The organism is Bradyrhizobium sp. 190 (genome assembly GCF_023073415.1).
Classification (GTDB): Bacteria; Pseudomonadota; Alphaproteobacteria; order Rhizobiales; family Xanthobacteraceae; genus Bradyrhizobium.
In genome coordinates this window covers 1-23,810 of sequence record NZ_JADPJL010000029.1, presented here as the reverse complement: position 1 = coordinate 23,810, position 23,810 = coordinate 1, and the positions used below count along the sequence as shown (strand labels likewise).

Below are 23,810 nucleotides of genomic sequence, written 5' to 3'. Positions count from 1 at the left end.
ACGCGCCAGCTCTCGGTTTTGAAAGTGGCGCGGCCGCGGGAGCGCTTAGGTTTGCGTCAGCCCTGCGGCGGCGTCGCCGGCGTCCACGGGTCCTGGCTGCCCTTGGCCTTGAGCGAAACCGGGGCCTCGCCGATCACTTCGACCAGCGCCTTGAGCGCTTCGGGCACGCCTTCGCCGGTCGCAGCCGAGAGCAGCAGCGGCGTCCTCTTCGCGGCGCGTTTCAGCCGGTCCTTCTGCTTCTTCAATTCATCCGGCGTGACTGCGTCGATCTTGTTCAGCGCGACGATCTCGATCTTCTCGGCGAGGTGACCCTCATAGGCCTCGAGCTCGGTCCGCACCGTCTTGTAGGCCTTGCCGGCATGCTCGCAGGTCGCGTCGATCAGATGCAGCAGCACGCGGCAGCGCTCGACATGGCCGAGAAACCGGTCGCCCAGTCCTGCGCCCTCATGCGCGCCTTCGATCAGGCCGGGAATGTCGGCGAGCACGAATTCGCGGCCCTGCGCGTTCACGACGCCAAGCTGCGGATGCAGGGTGGTGAAGGGATAGTCGGCGATCTTCGGTTTCGCCGCGCTGACGACGGAGAGGAAGGTCGACTTGCCGGCGTTGGGCAGGCCGACGAGGCCGGCGTCCGCAATCAGTTTCAGCCGCAGCCAGATCCAGCGCTCCTCGCCTTCCTGGCCGGGATTGGCGTTGCGCGGCGCGCGGTTGGTGGAGGATTTGAAATGCGCGTTGCCGAAGCCGCCATTGCCGCCTTCGGCCAGCACGAATTTTTCGCCGAGATCGGTGAAGTCATGGATCAGCGTTTCGCGATCCTCATCGAAAATCTGGGTGCCGACCGGCACCTTGAGCACGATCGATTTGCCGTTGGCGCCATGGCGGTCCTTGCCCATGCCATTGGTGCCCTTCGGCGCCTTGAAGTGCTGCTGGTAGCGATAGTCGATCAGCGTGTTCAGCCCGTCGACGACCTCGACGATGACGTCGCCGCCACGGCCGCCATTGCCGCCGGAAGGCCCGCCGAACTCGATGAACTTCTCGCGGCGGAACGCCACGCAGCCGTTTCCACCGTCGCCGGAGCGGATATAGACCTTTGCCTCGTCAAGGAATTTCATGATTTGTACTAGTTAGGGCAGGGGGGCCTGTGCGGCAACCCTCAAGGCCCGCAACATTGGCGAAAAGCCTTAATTTTCGGGCCTTTTTTGAGGCTAGGCCGGCCGCCTTCGAACCAGAAATTTCTGCATCCCTTCCAGCACCAGCTCCTTGCGCTGGTTGAACACGGTCGAGCGCAGCGTCACCACGCCGGTGCTGCGGCCGGGGACGAGCTCGGTCACTTCGAGCGCGGGGTAGATGGTGTCGCCGGCATAGACCGGCTTCAAGAACTTGCTCGACTGTTCGAGGAATCCCACCAGCGATTCCTCAACGACATAGGGGAACAGCCCGGCGCCCGGGGCGGTGTGGACCAGCGTCTGGAACCCGTGCGCGAGCAGATCCGGCATGCCGCGGGCGCGGCAATATTCGACATCGTAGTGGATCGGATGGGTATCGCCGCTTGCGGTCTGGAACGCGGCGAATACCGCCGGGGTCTGCGTCCGGCTCGGAATCACGAAGCGTTCGCCGAGCACGAAATCTTCGAACCAGCGCTGTTCGCTCACCATGCGGTGTTGTGCGGGATCGAAGTCGGTCATGCCTGATTTCCCTGCGATGTCTTGCCATTAGTCCATGGCGTATCGGTATCTCACCGATATGGCTGCGACAATTGGTTCAATTCGTCGTGCCCGGACTTGTGCCGGGCAACCACGTCTTTAAAACAGCCGCGCAAGAACAATAGGCGGTCGCCAATCTCCCAATGAGCCTCTTCGCCAAAATCTCCACCTACGACGAGCGTTCCGCGCGGCTGGCCGGCATCGGGCTGATGCTGCTGTCGATCTTCATGTTTTCGTTCGGCGATGCGCTCGGGAAATACATGGTCGCGACCTATTCGGTCGGGCAGTTGCTGTGGCTGCGCGCTTGCGCGGCGCTGCTGGTGCTGCTGCCGGTGATCTGGAGCCAGCGCGCCGAATTTTCCCGCATCGAACGGCCGTGGCTGCAGCTATTGCGCGTGACGCTTTCGACGCTGGAAGTCGCGGCGTTCTTTCTCGCCACCGTCTATCTGCCGCTTGCGGACGTCATCACCTATTACCTGGCCTCGCCGATCTTCGTCACCGCGCTGTCCGGCATCGTGCTTGGCGAGCGCGTCGGCTGGCGGCGCTGGACCGCGATCCTGATCGGATTCTGCGGCGTCCTGATCGCGCTGCGCCCGTCCACGCAGACCGTGAGCTGGCCCGCGATGATCGCGCTCGGCGGCAGCCTGTCGTTTGCGTTCCTGATGCTGATCACGCGTTCGCTGCGGGCGACGCCGGATATCGTGCTGACGACGTCGCAGTTCGGCGGGACGTTCCTGCTTGGCGCGCTGATGTCTCCGATCGGTTGGGTGACGCCGACCCTCGGCAGTCTGGGCCTGTTTGCTGCGGCGGGAATCGTTTCCGTCGTCGCGCTGTTGTGCATCAACCGTTCACTGAAGCTGGCGCCGGCCAGCGTCGTGGTGCCCTATCAATATTCGATGATCGTGTGGGCGGTGATCTTCGGCTTCGTCGTGTGGGGTGACGTGCCGTCGATCTCGACCCTTGTCGGTGCGGCCATCATCATCGGCGCGGGCTTCTATATCTTCCTGCGCGAGCAGCAGCTCGGGCGCGAAGAAACGGTGGTCAATCCGCCAGCGTGATTTGCTTACTTATCCTCCCCTGGAGGGGGAGGATCGGTTCGCATGAAATGCGAACCGAGGTGGGGTGACGGTCTCTCAACTCGGAAACTGTTCGACGTTGAGAGACCGTCACCCCACCCCGTCTCACATTGCGCTTCGCTCCATGTGAGCCGACCCGCCCCCTCAAGGGGCGGGTAAGAGCAGCTACCGCTCTCTCCTCGTCGAACTTCCCCAGTTCTTCAGCGACGACCAGACACCGCGCGTCAGGCGGAAGCGGTCGACGGGGGTCGAGGAGCCCAGCGCCTCGAAGCGGTGCAGCTCGACGCCGCTCCACTGGAATCCGCATTTCTCCAGGATGTTGCGCGAGGCCGGGCTGGCGACGCGGGCTCCTGAAATCAGGTGCTCGGCGTCGAATTCCTCGAAGAAGAAATCGATCACCGCGCGCGCGGCTTCGGTGCCGAAACCCTGGCCCCAATGCTCGACGCCGAGCCAATAGCCGAGTTCCGGCGCGTCCTGCTCGCGCCGGTCGATGCCGACCATGCCGATCGGCGAATAGTTCTGTTCGATCAGAAACACCGTCTCGCTGTTATCGACGGCTGTCGCGCGCACGAACTCGACCGCATGATCCTGCAAATAGGGATGCGGCAGGCGGCGGGTGTTTTCCGCAATGCGGCGATCGTTGGCGAGATGCGTAATCGCTTTTACGTCCGCGAGCGTCGGCCGGCGCAACGTCAGCCGTTCGGTCTCGAGGACGCAGCTACTTGCTTCACGCAAGACCGGGGTTTGGATCGGGATGTCCTGCAACATGTCGGGCTCCTGATTGCAAAAATGCGCAAAATAAAAAGGGGAGGCCGGTTTCCCGCCTCCCCTTGGAGCCCTTTTTGACTCCGCCGGTTCAACAGGACCCGGCGGACTCAATTTTGTCCACCGTCTATTCGGCCGCTTCCGCCATCGGAACTACCGACACGAAAGTGCGACCGTTGGCTTTTGCACGGAATTCGACATGACCTTCGACCTTGGCAAAGAGAGTATGGTCGGTGCCCATGCCGACATTAAGGCCGGGATGCCAGGTGGTGCCGCGCTGACGCGCGATAATGTTGCCGGGAATCACGTGCTCGCCGCCATAGGCCTTGATGCCCAGGCGCTTGCCCGCTGAATCGCGTCCGTTTCGCGATGAACCGCCTGCTTTTTTGTGAGCCATGGCCCGTCTCCGACTTCGCTAAGTTTTAGATCAATTCCTTGACGGAATCATTTCACGTTTTGTCACGCGTCAACTTTTCGTTGAAGCGCATCACTTCTTGTCGCTTTTGCCCTTCGCGGCGGCCTTCTTGGCCGGGGCCTTCTTTGCGGCGGGCTTTGCCGCAGCCTTTTTGGCGGGCGCCTTCTTCTTGGCGGCCTTCGGTGCCTCGTCATCGCCTTCGGCGGCGGGCGCTACGACCTTTTCCCTCTTCGGCCGCGGGCCGATCGAAGGTTTGGCGTTATCGGTCAGGATCTCGGTGATGCGAAGCACCGTGATCTCGTCGCGATAGCCGCGCTTGCGGCGCGAATTCTTGCGGCGACGCTTCTTGAACGCGATCACCTTGGGGCCGCGCTTGTGATCCAGCACTTCGGCCGCGACGGTAGCGCCTGCCACCGTCGGCGTGCCCAGCACCGGCGTGTCACCGCCGACCACCAGAACTTCACCAAGCTGCACGATCGTGCCGACATCGCCGGCGATCTTGCCTATCTCGAGCACATCATCCGGAACGACGCGGTATTGCCGGCCGCCGGTTTTGATGACTGCGAACATCGTTTTTTTCCTTCGTGTTCGATCCCGGCCTCGGACATATTCCCAACAGGGCTGCCCGGGTCGGCTTTTTGGTCAGTCGTTATGGGTACGATTTTCGCGCGGCCAAGGGCGAGCCCCATAGAACAAGGGCGAGTCCCTTAAGATTTCGCGCAAAAACAAGCGGCGCGAGAAATCCCGCGCCGGATGCGGGGACTTATAGCCGCAGAACGCCGTGAGTCAAGGCAAAGAGACCCAAAAACGGGCCAAAAATGAAGGATTTGGGCCAAAAAGGGCTGACGGCGAGTGGCGGATGGCGAATGGGGAGGCCTCCCCAGCCACCTTCTACTCGCTATTCGCCACTCGCTATTCGCCCGCTGTTTGAAACCAATGGGTTCCCCGCCCGTTATCGACAGCGAAATCCGGCAGGGGCTTGGGCACATGGCAGAAGACAGCGTAACGACCACGGGCATTGCCCGCCACGGGGCCACCCGCCTGCCGTCGGTCGAGGTCGACAGCTTCAATATCGAACTGAAGGACGACGAAGGCTTTCTCGGCGACCGCGCCAGCAAGGGGGCCTTCCGCAAGATCCTGGACGGCTTACGCAAGCCGCTGAAGAAAAATGGCGACGATCCCTTGGGCAAAAAATCCGCCGGCGAGATTGCCAAGACCGAACTCGACGAGGCGCTGGTTGGCGACGACGTCGGCGCTGCGGCCCTGGTGCACGGAGCGATCGAAGAATTCGCCCAGGAGCTGGCTTATGTGACCGGCCGGTTCCTGAAGACCAAGGCGTGGGCCGATACCGAGCGCATCGTGGTCGGCGGCGGCTTCAGGCAGAGCCGGGTCGGCGAGCTCGCGATCGCCCGCACCGACATCATCCTCAAGGCCGAAGACTTCGATGTCGATCTGGTGCCGATCCGCTTTCATCCCGATGACGCCGGACTGCTCGGCACGCTGCACCTGGCGCCGTCGTGGATATTCGAGGGCCATGACAGCATCCTTGCGGTGGATATCGGCGGCACCAACATCCGTTGCGGTGTGGTGGACACGCGCTGGAAGAAGGCGCCCGATCTTTCCAAGGCCGAGGTGTGGATGTCCGAGCTGTGGCGCCACGCCGACGACGAGCCGACGCGCGAAGGCGCGGTGAAGAGGCTGGTCAAGATGCTGAAGGACCTGATCACGGCGGCTGAGACCGAAGGCCTGAAGCTTGCGCCCTTCATCGGCATTGCCTGTCCCGGCGTGATCGACGCGGACGGCTCGATCGAAAAGGGCGCGCAGAACCTGCCGGGCAATTGGGAGAGCAGCAAGTTCAACCTGCCGGCAAGCCTGGTGGATGCGATCCCGCAGATCGGCGACCACGACACCGCCGTGCTGATGCACAATGACGGCGTGGTGCAGGGCCTGTCCGAAGTTCCCTTCATGCAGGACGTCGAGCACTGGGGCGTGCTGACCATCGGCACCGGCCTTGGCAATGCGCGCTTCACCAATCGTCGGAAAGACAACAGCAAGGACGAGAAAAAGGCGAAAAAGGGCAAGGATTAACGCTGTCCAGCGCGGGTAAGGTTGACTGGTTAGGTTAAAATCGGGTTCGCGTTGCCGTTTTGCTCCGCCTTGCTACCGTCATTTCGTCGCTCCGCTGACCGGTGAAGCCGCACTTCCCGGCCAGGATTTCAAAGCAGCGGCACGGGACCGTCAGTGTTTTGTCGCGTCTGGCGGTCCCACCCATTTTTCTTCAGCTCCAGCCGATGCGCGCAAAGAACGCCGCGATGTCGGATGCTGCGCGATCGGGATCCTCGCGATGGGGAAAGTGACCGACATCCGGAAACATCGCGACATCGAGATTTGTAAAGGTCTCGCCGAGCCGGTCGGTCCACTCATAGGGAAACAGCGGATCATGCTCGGCCCAGCGAACACAGGTCGGCACGCCGATCGGCGGTAACGCCGGCGCTTCACCCTTCATCATCCGGATCCGGCCGGCATGGGCTGCGCGGTAATGCGCGAAGCCACCGGCAAGGTTTCCCTCTTTAAGGAAATTGTCGGTGAAGGCCTCGAGTTGATCGTCAAAGACGTGCTTGCGATGCGACCACGCCTTGAGGAAATGCCCGATATAGAGCCCGCAGCTTTCGCGGCTCGCGCCGACGAGGGCAGGCGCCATCTCCATCTGGTGAAAGGATTGATACCAGATGTTGTTGAGGCGCTCTGGCTCCGCCATCCGCTGCCCGACTCCAGGATAGACGAAATCGAAGAAGAACAGGCCGGCGATGCGCTCGGGCGCCAGCCGCGCCAGCGGCTGCATCAATGCACCGCCGACATCGTGACCGACGATACCGGCCTGCGCGAGGCCAAACGCATCCATCAATGCCAGCATGTCGGCGGCTTGCTGGTCGGGCCCGAACAGCCCTTCCGGCTTGTCGCTGTCGCCGAAGCCGCGCAGGTCGGGAGCATGTAGCGTGAAGCGATCGGCAAGCCGCGTCATCACCGGCTCCCAGGTCAGCCAGAATTCGGGCCAGCCATGCAGCAACAACAGCGGTCGCCCGGCACCCATGCGGGCCACGTGAAGTGCCGCGCCATTGGCCTGAACCGTCAAATGCTCCATTTTGGGCTCCTTTTTTGCTCCCCGGGGCCGGGACGGATTTCTTGGCCCCGCGCCTTGTCTGGCCCGTCATCCTCGCCTAGAACTCGCCCCGACCGCGGGTCGAATCCGACCCGTCATGGCGCCTGGAGAGGTGGCAGAGTGGTCGAATGCACCGCACTCGAAATGCGGCATAGGTGCAAGCCTATCGGGGGTTCGAATCCCTCCCTCTCCGCCAGCCGCTCACAGGTCTCGGCGCGTATAATTGTGAAGCCTGGCGGTTCCGCGTTCATGGAGCGCATCGCCTGCATCCACTGTCAAAGCAGCAAAAGCGCCAGGTAGGCCTCGCACCGCGCAAGCAGGCCGACGGCCTTACGAGCCGGCCATCACGGTCGACCTCTCCGCTGAATCTCAACCTACTGTCGCGCCAACGCCGGGAGGATGTGATAGCGGCCGATCTCATGAGAAAATTCGCCACGGTTCGCCAAGAGAAGCAACCCGATCTTTCTCGCCGGCACCAGTCCCACATAGGCCGACGCATTATTGAGACCGCCCGGTTTATCGACGATGTCGAGGTCGCCAAGATCTACGTTTTCCCAAGCCATCGCTTGTCCGAACTCCTTGTCAATATGGAACGCCTCGCGCTGGGTCATTCGCAAGGCCTCGCGCAATTGCGGATCGGCCACGTTGCCGTCGATGCAGGCAGCCATGAAGGTGACAAGGTCTCGTGCGGAGGAGAACATCTGTCCGGTGCCCGGAAAATCGAAATAGCCCTGCTGGTTTCCGGGAGAACCAATCGGCGTGCCCCGGTCGGAATAACCCTGGACGGTCTTCTGTAATAGCTCCGGCGGCACGATCGCACGGTTATCCCGCCCGCGTTCCGGGATCAGTGTCGAATGCATGCCGAGGGGCGTCAGAATACGGCTTTCGACAAGTTGTCCGATCGGAACTCCATAGCGACGCTCAAGTGCGAGCTGGAGCAGGACGTAGCCCGCGTGAGTATAGATGCGCTGCTTGCCGGGCTCTTCGCTGGCGTGCGGCGTCCAGGCGTTCAGCGTGTCGACGAATTCGGCCAGGGAGTACGAGGCGCTTGGCCACGGCGGATGATCCGTCGGCAGCAAGAGACCGGATGTGTGGGTAACGAGCTGGCCAATGGTTACCCGACTGATGTAGCCGCCGTGCAATTCGGTGACGTATTTGTTGACGGGGTCGTCCAGCCTCAATTCGCCGCGGAGCACGCCGAGCGCGACCAGCGTGGCCTCAAACACCTTGCGCACCGAAGCGACATTGAAAAGCGTGTCCGACGTGACGGGCCGCCTCTCGGCCTCATCAGCGAGCCCGAAATTGAAGAACTGTATATGACCGACGACGTAAACTGCGGCGGCGACGCCGCCGGGATGGCCGGTCGTCGTCTCCGGAGCAATGTTCTCCGTCACGATCGCTCGTACGTGTGCGTCCATCTCAGGATCCGCAAGAATGGCTCGCGTCCAGCCGAGTAGAAACAAGAGCGAGAGGCACAGACCCGCGCTTGAGCGGCGAAGCCACAATCTCGTTGAACCTGCCCACATACGGACCTGCATGCGAGATCGCCGGACGCAGGCGGACGAGCCAGCGATCTGAAGGTTGCCTATCGGAAGCCTGCGCATGGCAAGCTAAAAAGCCGCAGCGCGCGAGCCCAATCACTTCAATCAGGGATCTGAGCACGATTGTTTGATGAAGCCGGGCTTCACATCCTTCCTCCGCCAAACATGATTCGCTCGGTCGCGTCTGGTGCGATGCTTCAGATGTGTGGCATGGGCCGTTTCGCAACAACCGCTGCACTGTAGAGCAATTCCGTCCACCTTGGCGGCACGACAGGGATGCCTGGCGCAGCCGGAGGCCAGCCGCCGTTAACGCCCCCTTGTGACAAGAGGTATAGACGTGCCCCGGACGCGCCATATCGAAGGCCCCTGCGTGCCGCCATACGGTTGCATCCATACAAGGAGGTTGCGGCAATGTTCGGTGTGTTCAAGACAAGCGCCGGCCTTTTCCGTCGAATAGCGCAGGGCGCACCGAGCGGGGCGGATCTTGCTCGCGAGTTCCTGGATCGGGCCGGAACCGAAACTCGTACTTCTCCATTGCCGGCGTGGGCCTTGCTTCTTCGTTCTCCCTTCGAGGCAACTGAAAGCATCACATCCTGGCTCGGTGGCGTGCCGCGGGCGCCAGACGACTTCAAATGGCCGCTCGACCGTGATGGAACGCCGCTCTCATTCATCGCCCAAATAGATTTGGCGGATGTGAAGCCGGAGCCCGAGAGCGGCTTGCGCCCGCCAAGCCTGCCGCAAAGCGGCGCCTTGCTGTTTTTCGTCGGTCGTTCCTACGCGTGCCATATCCTGAGGGCGGACGAAATCGCGCGCAGCAAACCGCTCACTCTGCCCGAGCAATTGCCCAGCCTCAGAAAACACGGCTTCTTTAGTGACGAGCAGACGTTCGCCTCTTGGCCAGTACGACTGGTCGCCTATCTGGATCGCGGAAGCGATCGACCCGATTGCTTCCCTGATACGTTTGAGAAGCCCTCCGACTGGATCACCAATTGGGGCATCGCTGCATTTGAAGCCGATCTGGCGATCGATTGCCTGAATCGTGAATTGAAAGAGGCGAAGTGGTTCCATGATTTCGAACGGCGTCAGGCCGCCGCTGGACCCCCCCCCCCGCCAAGATACTCATGTCATAAGAAGCAAGACGCTGCACTACGCACTGATGGCGGAAAAAGCCCCTGCACTTGTCGCGGCGCTAACCGATTGGAGAGACAGAGCACTGTCTCAGGTTCAAGACGACATCATCGACAAGGCTTCCCTCGATGAAATTTTCGCCAAGCGGACGGCGCTGACCAATGAAATGGTAGAGAACTATTGGCCCAAGCTCATTCTGCCAGGCAATGCCAAGAAGACGTGGGAAAAGATCAATGTCCTTCACCCGGGGCTGACCGGCCCGGAGGCATTTCAGAGAATCTCCTCCGCCTATCGACCATTCGTAGCCGCACATATCACGGACTGGCGCGGCCATCGGCTCTTCGGGATCGAGCCTCCCTTTCCGAATAATGGCGAGGACCTTCGCGGCCAGGATTGCCTCATCAGCGTTGCAGCCGACCCCCTGCTCAATACCTGCTCCGAGCACGAATATGGCATGTCGATTTGGTGCTCGCAGCGCGACCTGTTGAAGGCCCGCTATACCCGGGGCCAATTTATCCGCCACTGCGCGGTGTAGTAGGCGGGTCCGCCAGCTTCCGACTAACTCGCCACCTCACAAACCAGCTCGCCACCACCCCGTTCGGTGATCTCGGCGATCTTGCCGTCGACGATGTGGATGCGGCGGTCGGCGCGGGCGGCGAGCGCTGGATCGTGGGTCACCACGACGACGGTCTGGCCCTGGTCCGCGATGTCGCGGAGGATCGAAAACACCTGTTCGGTCGATGCTGTATCGAGGGCGCCCGTCGGCTCATCGGCGACGATGATCTCGGGGCGGTTGGCAAGCGCGCGGGCGATGGCGACGCGCTGGCGCTGGCCGCCGGAGAGCGCGTTGGGGCGCTTGTTGGCGTGCTCGGCAAGCCCAAGCGAGCCGAGGAGAGCAAGGCCGCGCTCGCGCATCTCGCTTTCAGCCATCGTGCCCGCGGCGCGCATCGGCAGCAGCACATTGTCGAGCGAGGTGAACTCCGGCAGCAGGAAATGGAACTGGAACACGAAGCCGCATTTGGTCAGGCGGACATCGGCCCGGTCAGACTCCGATAATTTCGAGGTCGGCTGACCGCAGATCATGACCTCGCCTTCGCTGGGCGCATCGAGCAGGCCCAGGAGATAGAGCAGCGACGATTTGCCCGATCCCGACGGCCCGGTGATGGCGACGAACTCGCCCTTGTTCACCGCAAGATCGATACCGTTGACGAGGGTGTGGGAAACAGCGCCCTCGATGCGGCGAACCAGCTCCACCGCCTGCAAAGCGATCTCGGTCATGATGCCCCCCGGATGATTTCAACTGGATGCACACTCGTCGCCTTGCGCGCCGGGAAATAGGCCGCCCCGGCGCAACAGACAAGCGATATGCCGCCGGCGATCAAATAGTGCGTCAGCGAGTAATAGATCTGCAGCGGAACGGTCGAGCCCGTCAGCGGATTGAAGATCGTGATCTTCGACCAGCCGAAGCAGAGCAGATAACCGAGGATCCACCCGAACAGGATGCCGACCACGCCGATGATGGCGGCTTCGATGATGAAAATCCGTCGCACCGCATACTCGCGCATGCCCAGCGATTTCATGATCGCAATGTCCTGGCGCTTCTCGTGGGTGATCGTCGAGATGATGTTGTAGGTGGCAAAGGACGACGTCAGCAGCATTGCGCCCATCACGGTGAGTACGATGAAATCGCGCACGGTAAAGGATGACAGCAAGTCGGCATTGGCTTCCTGCCACGACACCGACTTGTAGCCGGTCTGCGCTTCGACCTGGGCCGCGACCTTTTGCGCCGACATCGGATCGTTCAACCGCAGCCGGAGCTGGTTGACGACCCCGCTTTGCCCCATCATGACCTGCGCCGGCCCCATCAGCGAATAGATCTGGCTCTCATCGACACGCTTCAGGCCGGAGCGATACAGCCCGGCCACCGTCGAATTGAGTTGGACGCCCTGGCCGCCGATCAGGAGGACGGTGTTGCCGGTTTTCACGCCGAGTTTTTCGGCCAGGGCCTCGCCCATGATGATGCCGTTCGGCGCACGTGAAAGGTCGTCGAGCTTTCCCTCACGCATTTGCGAGGTGAGTTTCGAGACCTGAACCTCACGGCGCGGGTCGATGCCGCTCAAGGTGATGCCGATGCGCGCGCCGCCGTGATTGATGATCGCGGTGGTCTTGGCCGAGGGAGCCACGTCTCCAGGTATCCAGGAGCGCAGTGAGCTCATCGCCGATTCCGGGTATTTGATCCCGGGACGTTTGCCGACATTGGCGATGTCGGACATCTGGACCGCCGCATATTCCTGCTCTGCGGGTTGCGTCGGCACGGAGCGCCGCTCATCCTCGACCGTGATATGCGGCATGGTGTCGACGAGCTGCCGCAGGAAGTCGAGCTGCGACCCCTGCATCAGGCCCGCCATCATGATGGTGAAACCTACTCCCATGGATACGCCGGCCATGCCCACAAGGGTCTGCCGCACCCGGGTGCTGACGTGGGTCCATGCGATGTTGAATATAAGGTTCACGGCGGCTACCGGTTGTTGCTGATGAAGTTGCGACGCGCGTCATTAACGACCGAATCGATGTGGGCGGTCATGGCTGCCGAAATCACCGCATCATCGGGATCCGAAGGCGCTGTGGTGACCGAGGCTACCACGGCAGCTTCAGGTGTGGCGCTGGGCTGATCGGTCGGTTCGTTCACGGCCGCCGGTTCCACAGCTCTGGTCAGGCTGTTGTCGATGCGAATCCGGGCGCCGTCAGCGAGGTCGATGCGTGCGGGTGAAAGCACAGGGGTGCCTTTGGATAGCTCGCCGATGATCTCGATGTTGCGACTGCCACGGATGCCGACTTTGATGGGCACGCGCTTGACCCGGCCGTCATCGACCATCTGAACCGAATCGCCTGCGACGGCCTCTGCCGGTACGACGATGGCCGCCTGCTTCTCGCGGAAGATGATATTGGTCTCGACCGACATCCCGATCCGCAGCGGCGTATCCTGCGGCAGCCGCAAATAGACGCGGAAGGTCTTGCGGGTCGGGTCGCCCTTGGGTGTGATCTGGGAGACCGTGGCCCGCAGGGCCCTTCCGGGGAAAGCCTCGCTTCGTAGAAGAGCCTTCTGGCCAGCCGCGATGCGATTGATCTCCTCCTCATTGATTTCGGCAACGACCTGCATCGGGGCAGGCGGTCCCACCCAGAACAAGACATCGGTGGGACCGGCGATCTCGCCGACCTCGCTGTCGCGCCGCAGTACCATGCCGTCGAGCGGCGCTCTCAGCAACAGCGAGTCGAGCCGCACCTTCTGCGCGGCGATTCGCGATTTGGCTTCCTCGAGCTTGGTCCAGCGCTGCTCGTACTCAGTGCGCGCGGCGTCGTTCTTGTCGCGATCCTTTTCGGCGCGCGCCAGATCACGTTCGAGCTGGCCTCGATTGATGTCCATCTGCTCCAGCGCGCTGCGCTCCTCGGCGTCGTCCTGGCGGCCGAGAATCTGGCCGCTCTTGACCACCTGTCCCTCGCATCGGCAAAGCTCGACCAACCGGCGACGCTGCAGCGGCACCACTTTGGCCCAGCGCTCGGGCTCGACGGTGCCCGTTCCGTAAACCGCTTCGGAAACCGGCGCGAGGCTCGCAATGCTGGTGGTCACCAACGGCGGATGAAGCAAATGGGAGTAGCCGTAATAGCCGGCCCCTGTTGCGGCGATGGCCAGAATGCCGGTTGCGACGAGATGCTGCAATTTCATGGTGCGTCCCCTTAAATCAGAAGCCAAATCGCTTGCGCAGGCCCGATGGAACCTGGTCGAGCAGATCACGAGCATCATCTCTCTTTGCACTCTTCACTGAAGGTGCCGAAATTGCCTTGGGAGATGTCGACAACACCGTGGCGTTGGATGGCGCCGGTTGCGAGGCCGCGGGCGCCGTCGACGCTGCGGGCGCCGGCTGCACGACGGCGGGTGCCGGTGGAGGCGCCGCCGGCGCGACCTGGTCCTGCTCTACAGCTTTTTCGATATTCGGAGCCTTGCCCGCGCCAGCAGTCCGAACGGCGCGCCAGGCTCTCGCGGCCACGACGGCGCGGCCGATCTCATCGCTCGTCATCTTCTTCATGAGCAGCGACATCAGTTGCCGCGCACCGTTGCGGTCCTCGTCGAGTTTGCTCGCCGAAGCGACGATGTAGGCCCAGCTATAGGCCTTCACATTGTCCTTCGTTATGCCGCGCCCGCTCGCGTATAGGCCGGCGACGATCAACATGGCATGGGCGTGCCCCTGATCGGCGGCGCGCGAGAACCAGCGAAATGCCTCCGCGTCGCTACGCGTACGGCCGACGCCTGCTGAATGAAGTGCCCCAAGATAGAATTGGGCATCGTCATCGCCCGCTTGTGCCGCCTGTTCGTAGTGATTGGCCACTTTCTGATCGGACGCGGGGTCGGCGAGGGCGGTGTGGATGTCGATCAGCAGAGCGGAGCAGCAGGCAATTGCGACAACTGTTCGCTTCATGGCCTGCGACATCGCGTAGCGAAATCCTGCCCGCGGTGATCGGTTTGAGATCGGGTTGATCGATCGGAAATTTAGGATGCGCCGCATTGCTGTCCACGCTTTCAGCTTGGCTTCTCAGCCGGGAGTCGACGATCGCCTGCTTGTTACGAGCGGCTGACGGGCTAAGTCTCCCCCAGCACCTCTCGCGAATTGAAGCCTAGCCCACCTGCGCGCCGACAAATGTGCGACCCGTCACATATCCAGCTTGCCGCAGCCGGAACCCGGCTTTTCTTTGCCGGTTCCGTTCAACGCGCATTGAGCTTGAAGCCAAGGCAATGCGTTCACGGATGTGTGCGTTCAAGGACGTGGCGCTTGCGGAGCAAACATTGAGACTCAAGCTGCCATCGAACCTGGGGCTTCGAAGGCCAGTCGACCTTGATCAGGTCTCGCCAGGATCGGACAGCTGCCTCGATCGGGCATCGCGGAATCGAGAAGCTCGCCCGAGCCTCTCGGCCCGGGCGAGCTTCTTTCCTTCGCCTCGAATCAATAGCGGTAGCAGACGTTGACCGGGCCGTAGGGGCTCCATTTCCAGCAGCTGTTATAAACGTGGAAATGATGGCGATGGCCGTGATGACCATGCCCATGATGATGGTGATGATGACCATGACCATGATGATGGCCATGTCCGTGGTGCCCGTGATGGCCGTGGCCTCCACCGTGCCCGCCATGCCCACCGTGACGACCTCCAGCGAAAGCCTGACTCGGGATGGCCAAAGAAGCGGTGGTCAACGCCAGAGCAGCGATCGTGGCCGTAATGATCTTCTTGATCTTCGTCATGGACGTCTCCTGGTTGGGCAGAGCGAGGATCGCCCTGCGATGATCCATCCCTAGAGGCGCTGGCTGCGATGCGATGTGATCAGGGTCACTCTCCCAATTTGGTATGACTCGGGGAGTCCGGTATCTTCCTCATGCGAGGCGCGATTATTTGCTGAATTTGGCCTGGCCGGCTCAAAGCGCGCATTCCCAAGGCTATCACATGCCCATCGGCGAACTCTTCATCCTCGGCTTCTTCGGCAAGACCGTCCCAGTGTGGCTGAAGCAATTCGCCGCCCGCTACGGCCTCGGCGGCGTGATCCTGTTCGACTATTCCTGCCGGACGCGCGAATACGACAACAACATCGAATCGCCCGAACAGGTGCAACGCCTTTGCGAGGAGATTGCCGCGCTGCCGTCAGGCCCGATGGTGTTCATCGACCAGGAAGGCGGCCTGGTGCGACGGCTGAAGGAAAGCCGCGGCTTTGCGCCGTTGCCGAGCGCGAAGGAATTCAACCATCTCGCGCCGGATCACAAGCGCGCGATCCTCACCGCGAGCTTTGCCGAGATGCGGCGGCTCGGCATCCACTATGATTTCGCGCCGGTGATCGATGTCGATTACAACCCGGAAAATCCCAATATCGGCAGGATCAAGCGTTCCTACTCCGCCGACATCGCCGAGGTGGAGGCCAATGCGCGCCTAGTGAGCGAAGTGGCGCGGGCGCAGCGCGTCGGCCTGTGCCTGAAGCATTTCCCCGGCATCGGCGGCGCGGTGGTGGATTCGCATCAGGAATTCATGGATATTTCCGATGCACTTCGGGGTGAACAGGAAGAGCTGTTCTATTCGCTCGCGCCAAAGATGTTCGGCGATGCGGTGCTGGTCAGCCATGCCATCGTGAGGCAATGGGACAAGGATCGCCCGATGACGCTGTCCGCGGCGGGGCTTGGCCGGTTGCGCAACCGCCTTCCGGACACGCTCTTGATCACCGACGACATGCAGATGCAGGGATTGCAGAAGGCGCTGGGCACCAGGGAGGCCAGCCTGCAATCGCTGAAAGCAGGCATGGACATGCTCTGCATCGGCAACAACCTGTTCGATCAGGAGCAGGAAATGGCTGGCATCGCCGAAGACGTCGAACAGAGCCTGCGCGACAAGACCTTGTCCGGTTCGGCAATAGAGAAATCGATCGCGCGGGTGGCTAAGCGAAAGGCGCTCTTGATGGCCTGACGGGCGGAACCCGAGGTCATCTAGGTCAAAATCCGCTGAACGATCTGTTGCGTTGCGAGGCCGTGGAGACTACAAGCCTTTTTTCAACGGAAAGACCGGCGATGGCCCATAATTTCGCGATCAATGACGACGTTCTTCACCAGCAGCAGGGCCCGCAGGGCCGCGCCACGGCAAAGGAACGCAGCATCTACACCATCGTTACCTGCCTGCCGATCGAGTCCGACGGCCGCCCGCGCTATCGTATCAAGAGCAAGACCGAGAACGTCGAGCGCGTCGTGACCGAAGAACAGATCTCCAGGCTCGGCTGACCCCTCGGGGGCATTCCCATCGGAACTGTTCAGTGCCGCCCTACTGCGCCTTCTCGTGCGCCGCGATGCCGAGACGCGTAGCCCGGATGGAGCGAAGCGAAATCCGGGGGCGGTATGTCAGCGGATGGTCTGATCCCGGATTGCGCTTCGCTCCATCCGGGCTACGTGCTGGCTCTGCTTACTGCCGCCCGAACTGACCGCCAAGGCGCCGGCCAGCACGGCCATTCTCATCCATGATCCCTTTGCTTGCGACATCGCCGTCTCCTTTTTTGGATTCGTTGCGGGATGATTTTGGGCCTTGATCCTTGCGAGGCGACCGCAGCCTGTAAATTGGAATCGGCGAAAAATGGCGGCGTCGCCCTCTCTCGCTTTCGCGGCCAGTTGTGAAGCAAGTCATACGCCCGTGACGGACCTTGCGCTAATCCGCGGCCAAACGCGGCCGCCCCAGTCAGCAAGGATCGAACCGATGAAAGCGCGGCGGATGGCCTATTGGTGGTTCAGGTTTGTCGTCTCGGGACGATTTCTCGAAAAGTTCCTCAAGCTGCGTCGCCCCTGATCCATCGCCGCGACGACAGGCGGATCCTGGCCTCTCCCGTCGAACGATCCCTCAGCCGAACGTATTCGTCAGCGCAATGGCTGGTGGCGCGCCGGGCGTGAAATGCCGCGTCGGAGCAGGGCGCCGGCTTCGAGTGCCAAGGGCTCGAAAGCCATCAGAGAACCGGTTGTGACTCATTAACAAAGCAAATGGATTCACCGTAAAAATGCGGGAGTAGCGGGCTACAGCATTTACCTTTGGGTCATGAATTTCGATCCAAAATGGCCGATATAGACCCGATTTAGAGGTGCTTTTAGCCAATTTCGGCCCACCAACAGGGCGCGCTGAGGAATTTCTCCGTAGTCTTACCGGTTCGGAAATTAACCATGAACGAGGATGGGCTCGATAAAATAGTTATATGTCAGGACAAGACCGTCGCACCGCTGATTCGCACTTCACGAAGTGGATGGAAAGCATCACACCTCTCGAAGAGAATCCTGAGATCGTCCAACTGTCCGCCGCGCGCTCGCGTGTCGCGGAAGAGGCGAGCGCTGCGATTGCCCGGCAATTGAACGGGCCCTTGACGGCGTTGCTGCTCTACATGAACGAGATCAAGCAGCACAGTCACCAGTTTTCGCAAGCGCCCGGCAATCGGCTCTACCTGCAACAGGTGGTGGAGAACGCGCTTCAGCAAACCGAGCGCGTCTGCGCGCTGGTGAAGCAGATCTCGGACAATCATCCGGCGCCGGCCTCCGATGCTGCTGGCAAGCAGACAAGCGAGGCCCAGGCCCGCCACCCCACGGATGGCGTCCGCACGGGCCTGACCTTCGCAGCGGGGAACGGCCAGAAGCCGCTGACCAGGCGCGAGCGCGAGGTGTTGAGCCTGATCAGCGAAGGCTGTTCCAACAAGCAAGGCGCCTTGCGGATGAGTATCAGCCCAAGGACATTCGAGAGCCATCGCGCCGAGGCCATGCGCAAGCTTGGCGCCCGCAACACCGCGGATCTGGTTCGCAAGGCGCTGCTGCAGCCCGCCTGATTTTTCCCGGAATGATGCCTGCGGTGCGCCGCTGAGTGCGCGGCTTCAGGTTGGCGATATGCCCTGAGCGGGCAGGCCGGGCGGGGCTGCGAGATCGCGCGTTCTGCCGTTCAGCAGATGTCTTCCACGAAGGAGCGAGCGCGCGGCGCGGGCCGCAACGAGAGCGTCGGCTTGGGCTCTTCCGGGATGATGGTGATGGTCCACGCCGCTGGAACGCTCGACTTGTTTTCTACGATCGATCGAACGTGGCCGGTGACCGCCGATCCGGCCGAACGCATAGTTGCGGTCCTGCCATTGAACTGGGCGATACGGAAACGCCGTACTTCCTTCTGATCGCTCGTTTCAAACGTGAACATGAGGGGACTCCGTTGGTCCCCGCACTATCCTCAGTCAACGTTATCCGGAGGTGAAAATCTCAAACCGTAGAAGTACGGCTAACCGCGCATCTGTGGCGCGGAGCGAATCGATCTTGGCAGGAGTTCTCGTGAGGTTCGCCGCATTCATGTCGATCGGCAGCAGGTATGATCGGATGCGAAGTGCGGCTCTGAAAGACTCGGCGCTTCCGGCGTGATGTCAGCCGGCTGCGTCGGGAAACACCGCTTCCATCTTGGTCTTCAGCGTTGCGGCGTTGAACGGCTTGACGATGTAATTGTTGACGCCGGCCTTCTTCGCGGCGATGACGTTCTCGGTCTTGGATTCAGCCGTGATCATGATGAAAGGCGTCTTGGAGAATTCCGGGCTGGCGCGGACTTCCTTGAGCAGGTCGTAGCCCGTCATCGGCTCCATGTTCCAGTCGGAGATCACAAGGCCGTAGCGCTTGGTCTGCAGCTTGGCGAGCGCGGCCGATCCGTCGCTGGCCTCGTCGACATTCTCGAATCCGAGCTGCTTGAGAAGGTTGCGGATGATACGGATCATGGTGCTGTAGTCATCGACCACCAGGATCGGCATCGACAAGTCAAAAGCCATGTCCTTAACTCCGCGCAAACAGCAGGCCGCCGAACACAGGTGAATGCGCGTTGCCGCGAAGAGTCTCGATTGCCTTTTCTCGAACCCGCACCCGTCAGCACCGTGACAACTATCAGGGCTCATTGAACAGCGCGTTAACTCGGCGCCGGTCGAAACGTCGCAAAGGCCGGGATTGGCCGTAATAATACGGTAAGGGTGCAGGGGATTCGCAATCCTTGCGCGCAACGACGGCGCGATGCGTATCATAGATCGGGCCGCGGCCGCCGCCGGTCGCGGCAAGCGGTTATGCGGCCGCGCAGTGGATGCGCGGATGCAATAGCCTCGTGTACTGCGACTTGACCGTCGCGTAGCACTCGCAGGAAGTCTTGATCAGGCCGTCCACATTGGTGATTTCGATATGTCCGCGGCTGTAGTGGATGAAGTTTGCCTGTTGCAGCGTGTTGGCCACCAGCGAGACGCTGTTGCGGCGCGCGCCGATCATCTGGGCCATCGCTTCCTGGGTCAGGACGAGCTTGTCGCTGCCGGAGAGGTCGCGCGTATGCAACAGGCATCGCGCCAGCCGGGACTCCACCGTGTGGGAGGCGTTGCAGCCGGCCGTCTGCTGGATTTGCGCATAGACGGCGAGGCCGTGCCGCGTCAGTGCGGTACGCAACGTGGCGCTCTGGTCGGCGGCGATACGAAGCTGGTCGAGATCGATGGTCGAGGCGGCGCCGGGCACCAGCACCTCGGCGGTGTTCAGCGCAACGGGGTCGCCGAGCGCGGAGAACGCGCCGAAGATGCTGTCGCGGCCGATCATCGCGATCTGGACATGCTCGCCGCGCGCGAGCTTGACGACTAGCGAGATAACGCCTTTGTGCGGAAGGTACGCACGCTTGAGCGTTTCGTCGACTTCAACCAGCACCATATCCTGGCTGAGATCCGAGGCACGCAGATGCGGACGAACCAGTTCGAAGTCGTCCGCGGTCAGCGAGGACAAAAAACCATTCTGAGAACGAGGGGCTGAATCCAAAGCAGTCTCCTGCCTTACGGGCCAAGCCGGTCTCTGGCGTCCAATGCGCAATCCGAAATGCAGGGCGATCCTTGCACATTTTCCCGGCAAGCAGAACAGGCAAAATAGACGCACGCAGTCAGCGCCCGCACCGGGCCGCATAATAGAGAGGTGAGCGCCCGCCGCGAAAATCCCGCGCGGGCAATATCGCCGCGACAAGCGCGGCTCGACCGGGTGAGACGCATTTGTTGCGCGCAGCACATCGCCGGGCGTTCGATCAACCCGGGCTGCTCATGTCGTGCCAGGTGTTCTTGAAATGCGCGGCCCTGCTCGGCGGCGGCTCGAAAATCCGCGTTGACGACGGAGGTCGCGCCGGCTCTACGACGAGCGCATCGGTCAGCGCCGGTCCGTCGCGGAGCACCGCCGAGGCTGTTTCGAGATGCGGGCAGAACGACGCGAATGCCAGATCCGCAACTGCCGAGAGGGCGCAATGCCGCTTGCATTGAACGCGGCAGATCGAACGTCTCGCGTCAACGGTGGCGCGGGCGCCGCGTGCCGGGACCGAGCATAAATTCCCGCTCTGACGGCGCCAGGTTGGGGAACCGGCCTTATACACTGTAGAGGGCAGACAGCCCGGCGATTAGCCGCAGAAATGCGGTAGCGCACTGATTCGCAAGGCAAAACCGCCTGCGCGATCGTGTGGAAGGTCGTCCCCTTTTCAGGAAGGGTCGTCCCTTTTCAGGAGGGGTTGGCGCATTGAGCACCCGCCGCCACGAGAGAGGTGGTCATGCGTCGCATCCTGGTGGTCGATGACGATCCGATGGTCTGCGCGGCCATCGAGATCTATCTCGATCGTCACGGCTTTGACGTGACGATCGCCGATGGCGGCGAAGCCGGGCTTCATGCGCTGGAAGATTCCTGCTTCGACCTGATGCTCGTCGACATCTTCATGCCGCACATGCGCGGCTTCGAATCGATCAGGATATTCCACGAGCGCGCGCCGGCGGTTCCCCTGGTTGCGATGTCGGGATACGCCTTTGCCAACCTCGACTCGCCGGCGCCGGACTTTTTGCGCATGGCGCTCGAACTCGGCGCCACACGCTGCTTGCGCAAGCCGTTCACGCCGGGGGCGCTGCTGGCGGTCGTCAACGAATGTCTTGCCGAAGCCCGGTCACGCTTCAGCGGCATCGCCCAGTCGAACTAGCGGCCGGCGAACTTCTCGCCGCAGCAATCGCCAGAATTTTTGCGAGCCGCGGTCACGGCCACTTAACCGTGTTTTTACGGTTTGCTGCTTAGGTCAGCTTTAACCATTGGCAGTTCAGTGTCCAATTGCTGCAAATCAGAGCCGTCAAGTTGAGGCATTGTTAAATCTCGCTCTGTATTGCTGGCAGGGCCAAAGAAATGGCTTTGAAACCAGAAGGAAATAGACATGTCAGGCATTGTCCTCTCCGCGTCGGTTCGCCAGAACCTCCTCTCCCTCCAGTCGACCGCTGATCTGCTCTCAACGACGCAGAACCGTCTCGCCACCGGCAAGAAGGTCAACACGGCCCTCGACAATCCAACCAACTTTTTCACGGCCGCCTCGCTCGACAACCGCGCCAGCGACATCAACAACCTGCTCGACGGCGTCAGCAACGGCGTTCAGGTGCTGCAGGCCGCCAACACCGGCATCACCTCGCTGCAGAAGCTCGTCGACAGCGCGAAGTCCGTTGCCAATCAGGCGTTGCAAGCTGCGGTGGGTTACTCTGCCAAGTCCAGCGTCACCACAACCGCGATCACGGGCGCAACTGCCTCGGATCTTCGCGGTACCGTTTCGGCCTTCACCAACACCGCCGCGACCGCCGGCGCGGGCCTGTTCTCGGCTGCCGCGACCGCGGCGACCGGTGCGACGCTGCTGTCGGGCCTGACCACCAACGGCGGTGCCGCCCAGGCAATCGCCGCTAACGACACGCTCACCGTCAACGGCATCACCATCACCTTTGCCGCCGGCAACGGTGCATTGGCCGGTACGGGCAACGCCCGCACGATGGGCATCGGTACGACCCTGAGCGACTTGGTCGCCGCGATCGACACGCTGCAGGGCAACACCACCAACGCCTCGACGATTACGGGTGGTGGCGCGATCCAGCTCAACACCGGCCTTGCCGCCGACCTTGCCGTGACCGGCTCGGCGGGCGTCCTGACCGCCCTCGGCCTCGGCGCGGCTGCTGCCAACACTGCCACCCGTGGCGGCGGCACCAGCGCGCTTAACGGCTTGACCCTGACCATCGGCGCGACCGGCAACGGCACTGCTACCAACATTACCTTCGGTGACGGCACCGGCGGCACGGTGAAATCGCTGAACGATCTGAACTCCGCGCTCGCCGCCAACAACCTCCAGGCGTCGCTCGACTCGACTGGACGGATCACCATCACGACGACCAACGAAGCGGCTTCCTCGACCATCGGAGCCATCGGCGGTACGGCGGCTGCGGGTGCCACGCCGTTTAACGGCCTGGCGGGGGCTGCTCCAGTCCTGGATCCCGAGGCGCAGCTCATTCGCGCTAACCTGGTGTCGCAGTACAACAACATCCTGGACCAGATCACCTCTACGGCTCAGGATGCTTCGTACAACGGCATCAACTTGCTCAATGGCGATCAGCTCAAGCTGACCTTCAACGAAACCGGCAAGTCGACCCTGTCGATCCAGGGAGTCTTGTTCAACTATACGGGCCTCGGCCTGTCCAAGCTGACCGCTGGCACGGACTTCCTGGACAACTCCTCGGCGAACTCGGCGATCACGAGCCTTGGCAAGGCTTCGTCCACTCTCCGCACGCAGGCGTCCGCCCTCGGTTCGAACCTGTCGATCGTGCAGATCCGTCAGGACTTCTCGAAGAACCTGATCAACGTGCTGCAGACCGGCTCGTCGAACCTGACGCTGGCCGACACCAACGAGGAAGCGGCGAACAGCCAGGCGCTGTCGACCCGCCAGTCGATCGCAGTGTCCGCGCTGGCGCTGGCCAACCAGAGCCAGCAGAGCGTGCTGCAGCTCCTGCGCTAAGCGGGACGGCAATCTCAACAATAATGGCGGCGGGGGAAACCCCGCCGCCTTCTTCGTTTCAAAATCCCTGAAGACGCTATGGCGGTATATCCGCCGCCTATTTGCACGAACGATGATTCGCAAACGTCGTGAGCCGCTGCGTTCACCCGCGTCGTCGAACGGGGATTGTGCCGACGCCCGCATCATGATCGACGCCGCCAACGCCCATGTTGCCGCCGGCGCGCTCGACAAGGATCCGGCTGCTGTAGCCCGGGCGAGCGAAGCGACCCCGAGGAACGGTGGTAACAACTTCCCACATTCTATTCGTCCGGCACCGCTCCCGGGGTCGCTTCGCTCGCCCGGGCTACAAGGCTATGGCTTCATCGTCGTCGACCGAGCAAATGTCGTCGACCGCCGCCGCGAACAGTCCATGACGATATTTTGTTCACCATATCCGTATTAGCACGGACGGTGAAATTAACGGAGCCGTGAAATCCGGAGGGCTAGTCTGCAGAAGGCCGATATCTGATTTTTGGAAGGCATGCTGATATGGACGACCTTTTGCGGGAGTTCCTGACGGAAACCAGCGAGAGCCTGGATACGGTCGACAATCAGTTGGTGCGGTTCGAGCAGGACCCGAGCGACGCGAAGATCCTGGATAACATCTTCCGCCTGGTC

Annotated in this window: 27 protein-coding genes, 1 tRNA gene and 1 pseudogene; 12 read left to right on the top strand and 17 right to left on the bottom strand. The window is 61.8% G+C overall.

The annotated features are described in order from the left end of the window. Positions 1–56 precede the first annotated feature (56 nt). Together obgE and IVB22_RS18765 are read right to left on the bottom strand one after the other, a co-directional pair. Complete coding sequence (gene obgE, locus IVB22_RS18770) at positions 57–1,109, bottom strand: GTPase ObgE (RefSeq protein WP_247518782.1); 1,053 nt, start codon at positions 1,107–1,109, stop codon at positions 57–59. Positions 1,110–1,202: 93 nt separating this feature from the next. Continuing rightward, entirely contained in the window at positions 1,203–1,682 is a 480-nt protein-coding gene (locus tag IVB22_RS18765; protein ID WP_247518781.1) for a MaoC family dehydratase, read from the bottom strand. 161 nt (positions 1,683–1,843) lie between these two features. Here IVB22_RS18765 and IVB22_RS18760 point away from each other — a divergent pair, with 161 nt between their 5' ends. Continuing rightward, complete coding sequence (locus tag IVB22_RS18760) at positions 1,844–2,758, top strand: DMT family transporter (protein ID WP_247518780.1); 915 nt, start codon at positions 1,844–1,846, stop codon at positions 2,756–2,758. Positions 2,759–2,941: 183 nt separating this feature from the next. Here IVB22_RS18760 and IVB22_RS18755 read toward each other — a convergent pair whose 3' ends face one another. The 3 genes from IVB22_RS18755 to rplU all read right to left on the bottom strand — a co-directional run bounded on the left by IVB22_RS18755 (position 2,942) and on the right by rplU (position 4,526). Continuing rightward, positions 2,942–3,544: a GNAT family N-acetyltransferase gene (locus IVB22_RS18755; RefSeq protein ID WP_247518779.1), complete on the bottom strand. Its 603-nt coding sequence runs from the start codon at positions 3,542–3,544 to the stop codon at positions 2,942–2,944. Between the two features lie 124 nt (positions 3,545–3,668). After that, positions 3,669–3,938 carry a 50S ribosomal protein L27 gene (gene rpmA / locus IVB22_RS18750; RefSeq protein ID WP_065744718.1) on the bottom strand — a complete coding sequence of 90 codons (270 nt, stop codon included), beginning with the start codon at positions 3,936–3,938 and terminating at the stop codon, positions 3,669–3,671. A 90-nt stretch (positions 3,939–4,028) separates the two neighbouring features. Further along, positions 4,029–4,526 (bottom strand): 50S ribosomal protein L21, encoded by a 498-nt coding sequence (gene rplU, locus IVB22_RS18745; RefSeq protein ID WP_247518778.1) that lies wholly within the window; start codon positions 4,524–4,526, stop codon positions 4,029–4,031. Between the two features lie 417 nt (positions 4,527–4,943). Here rplU and IVB22_RS18740 point away from each other — a divergent pair, with 417 nt between their 5' ends. After that, the gene (locus IVB22_RS18740; RefSeq protein ID WP_247518777.1) at positions 4,944–6,044 is read left to right on the top strand and encodes an ROK family protein; all 1,101 of its coding nucleotides are present in this window, start codon (positions 4,944–4,946) and stop codon (positions 6,042–6,044) included. A 190-nt stretch (positions 6,045–6,234) separates the two neighbouring features. On the opposite strand, the gene IVB22_RS18735 is transcribed toward IVB22_RS18740, so the two are convergent. Continuing rightward, on the bottom strand, positions 6,235–7,098 hold the full coding sequence (locus IVB22_RS18735) for an alpha/beta fold hydrolase (RefSeq protein WP_247518776.1): 864 nt from the start codon (positions 7,096–7,098) through the stop codon (positions 6,235–6,237). 124 nt (positions 7,099–7,222) lie between these two features. Here IVB22_RS18735 and IVB22_RS18730 point away from each other — a divergent pair. After that, positions 7,223–7,312: transfer RNA gene (locus IVB22_RS18730), tRNA-Ser, on the top strand. Between the two features lie 178 nt (positions 7,313–7,490). Here the strand turns inward: IVB22_RS18730 and IVB22_RS18725 are convergent. Beyond that, a complete protein-coding gene (locus IVB22_RS18725) occupies positions 7,491–8,654 on the bottom strand; it encodes a serine hydrolase (RefSeq protein WP_247518775.1) in 1,164 nt (387 codons plus the stop codon). 279 nt (positions 8,655–8,933) lie between these two features. On the opposite strand from IVB22_RS18725, the pseudogene IVB22_RS41955 reads away from it, so the two are divergent. After that, positions 8,934–9,365, top strand: a pseudogene (locus IVB22_RS41955) (DUF1963 domain-containing protein); the annotation flags it as partial. Here IVB22_RS41955 and IVB22_RS18720 read toward each other — a convergent pair. Continuing rightward, on the bottom strand, positions 9,321–9,725 hold the full coding sequence (locus IVB22_RS18720; protein ID WP_247518774.1) for a hypothetical protein: 405 nt from the start codon (positions 9,723–9,725) through the stop codon (positions 9,321–9,323). The pseudogene IVB22_RS41955 and the gene IVB22_RS18720 overlap by 45 nt on opposite strands. On the opposite strand from IVB22_RS18720, the gene IVB22_RS18715 reads away from it, so the two are divergent. Further along, positions 9,724–10,320 (top strand): hypothetical protein, encoded by a 597-nt coding sequence (locus tag IVB22_RS18715; RefSeq protein WP_247518773.1) that lies wholly within the window; start codon positions 9,724–9,726, stop codon positions 10,318–10,320. The genes IVB22_RS18720 and IVB22_RS18715 overlap by 2 nt on opposite strands. A gap of 23 nt (positions 10,321–10,343) precedes the next feature. On the opposite strand, the gene IVB22_RS18710 is transcribed toward IVB22_RS18715, so the two are convergent. Genes IVB22_RS18710 through IVB22_RS18695 form a run of 4 tightly spaced genes read right to left on the bottom strand, consistent with a single transcriptional unit; the run spans position 10,344 to position 14,260 of the window. Continuing rightward, positions 10,344–11,063 carry an ABC transporter ATP-binding protein gene (locus IVB22_RS18710; RefSeq protein WP_247518772.1) on the bottom strand — a complete coding sequence of 240 codons (720 nt, stop codon included), beginning with the start codon at positions 11,061–11,063 and terminating at the stop codon, positions 10,344–10,346. After that, positions 11,060–12,298, bottom strand: coding sequence for an ABC transporter permease (locus tag IVB22_RS18705; RefSeq protein ID WP_247518771.1), 1,239 nt, complete (start codon positions 12,296–12,298; stop codon positions 11,060–11,062). The genes IVB22_RS18710 and IVB22_RS18705 overlap by 4 nt, the downstream gene beginning before the upstream one ends. A 5-nt stretch (positions 12,299–12,303) precedes the next feature. Beyond that, positions 12,304–13,509: an efflux RND transporter periplasmic adaptor subunit gene (locus IVB22_RS18700; protein ID WP_247518770.1), complete on the bottom strand. Its 1,206-nt coding sequence runs from the start codon at positions 13,507–13,509 to the stop codon at positions 12,304–12,306. 16 nt (positions 13,510–13,525) lie between these two features. Continuing rightward, the gene (locus tag IVB22_RS18695; protein ID WP_247518769.1) at positions 13,526–14,260 is read right to left on the bottom strand and encodes a tetratricopeptide repeat protein; all 735 of its coding nucleotides are present in this window, start codon (positions 14,258–14,260) and stop codon (positions 13,526–13,528) included. A gap of 600 nt (positions 14,261–14,860) precedes the next feature. Here IVB22_RS18695 and IVB22_RS18690 point away from each other — a divergent pair. The 3 genes from IVB22_RS18690 to IVB22_RS18680 all read left to right on the top strand — a co-directional run bounded on the left by IVB22_RS18690 (position 14,861) and on the right by IVB22_RS18680 (position 16,588). Continuing rightward, positions 14,861–15,130 carry a hypothetical protein gene (locus IVB22_RS18690; protein WP_247518768.1) on the top strand — a complete coding sequence of 90 codons (270 nt, stop codon included), beginning with the start codon at positions 14,861–14,863 and terminating at the stop codon, positions 15,128–15,130. A gap of 145 nt (positions 15,131–15,275) precedes the next feature. Next, positions 15,276–16,280 carry a glycoside hydrolase family 3 N-terminal domain-containing protein gene (locus tag IVB22_RS18685; protein ID WP_247518767.1) on the top strand — a complete coding sequence of 335 codons (1,005 nt, stop codon included), beginning with the start codon at positions 15,276–15,278 and terminating at the stop codon, positions 16,278–16,280. A gap of 101 nt (positions 16,281–16,381) precedes the next feature. Further along, positions 16,382–16,588: a hypothetical protein gene (locus IVB22_RS18680; RefSeq protein ID WP_247518766.1), complete on the top strand. Its 207-nt coding sequence runs from the start codon at positions 16,382–16,384 to the stop codon at positions 16,586–16,588. A gap of 117 nt (positions 16,589–16,705) precedes the next feature. Here the strand turns inward: IVB22_RS18680 and IVB22_RS18675 are convergent, their stop codons facing one another. Continuing rightward, complete coding sequence (locus IVB22_RS18675; RefSeq protein ID WP_247518765.1) at positions 16,706–16,843, bottom strand: hypothetical protein; 138 nt, start codon at positions 16,841–16,843, stop codon at positions 16,706–16,708. Between the two features lie 746 nt (positions 16,844–17,589). On the opposite strand from IVB22_RS18675, the gene IVB22_RS18670 reads away from it, so the two are divergent. Further along, entirely contained in the window at positions 17,590–18,159 is a 570-nt protein-coding gene (locus tag IVB22_RS18670; protein ID WP_247518764.1) for a LuxR C-terminal-related transcriptional regulator, read from the top strand. A 110-nt stretch (positions 18,160–18,269) separates the two neighbouring features. Here IVB22_RS18670 and IVB22_RS18665 read toward each other — a convergent pair whose 3' ends face one another. The 3 genes from IVB22_RS18665 to IVB22_RS18655 all read right to left on the bottom strand — a co-directional run bounded on the left by IVB22_RS18665 (position 18,270) and on the right by IVB22_RS18655 (position 20,101). Beyond that, positions 18,270–18,515 (bottom strand): hypothetical protein, encoded by a 246-nt coding sequence (locus tag IVB22_RS18665; RefSeq protein WP_247518763.1) that lies wholly within the window; start codon positions 18,513–18,515, stop codon positions 18,270–18,272. Positions 18,516–18,732: 217 nt separating this feature from the next. Continuing rightward, complete coding sequence (locus IVB22_RS18660) at positions 18,733–19,125, bottom strand: response regulator (RefSeq protein ID WP_247518762.1); 393 nt, start codon at positions 19,123–19,125, stop codon at positions 18,733–18,735. 283 nt (positions 19,126–19,408) lie between these two features. After that, positions 19,409–20,101, bottom strand: coding sequence for a Crp/Fnr family transcriptional regulator (locus IVB22_RS18655; RefSeq protein WP_374207559.1), 693 nt, complete (start codon positions 20,099–20,101; stop codon positions 19,409–19,411). 799 nt (positions 20,102–20,900) lie between these two features. Here IVB22_RS18655 and IVB22_RS18650 point away from each other — a divergent pair. Continuing rightward, positions 20,901–21,317 (top strand): response regulator, encoded by a 417-nt coding sequence (locus IVB22_RS18650; protein WP_247518760.1) that lies wholly within the window; start codon positions 20,901–20,903, stop codon positions 21,315–21,317. A 74-nt stretch (positions 21,318–21,391) separates the two neighbouring features. Here IVB22_RS18650 and IVB22_RS18645 read toward each other — a convergent pair whose 3' ends face one another. After that, on the bottom strand, positions 21,392–21,553 hold the full coding sequence (locus IVB22_RS18645) for a hypothetical protein (RefSeq protein ID WP_247518759.1): 162 nt from the start codon (positions 21,551–21,553) through the stop codon (positions 21,392–21,394). On the opposite strand from IVB22_RS18645, the gene IVB22_RS18640 reads away from it, so the two are divergent. Continuing rightward, entirely contained in the window at positions 21,543–23,153 is a 1,611-nt protein-coding gene (locus IVB22_RS18640) for a flagellin (protein WP_247518758.1), read from the top strand. The genes IVB22_RS18645 and IVB22_RS18640 overlap by 11 nt on opposite strands. A gap of 112 nt (positions 23,154–23,265) precedes the next feature. Continuing rightward, positions 23,266–23,595, top strand: a complete 330-nt coding sequence (locus IVB22_RS18635) for a hypothetical protein (RefSeq protein WP_247518757.1) — start codon at positions 23,266–23,268, stop codon at positions 23,593–23,595. Positions 23,596–23,810: the final 215 nt, after the last annotated feature.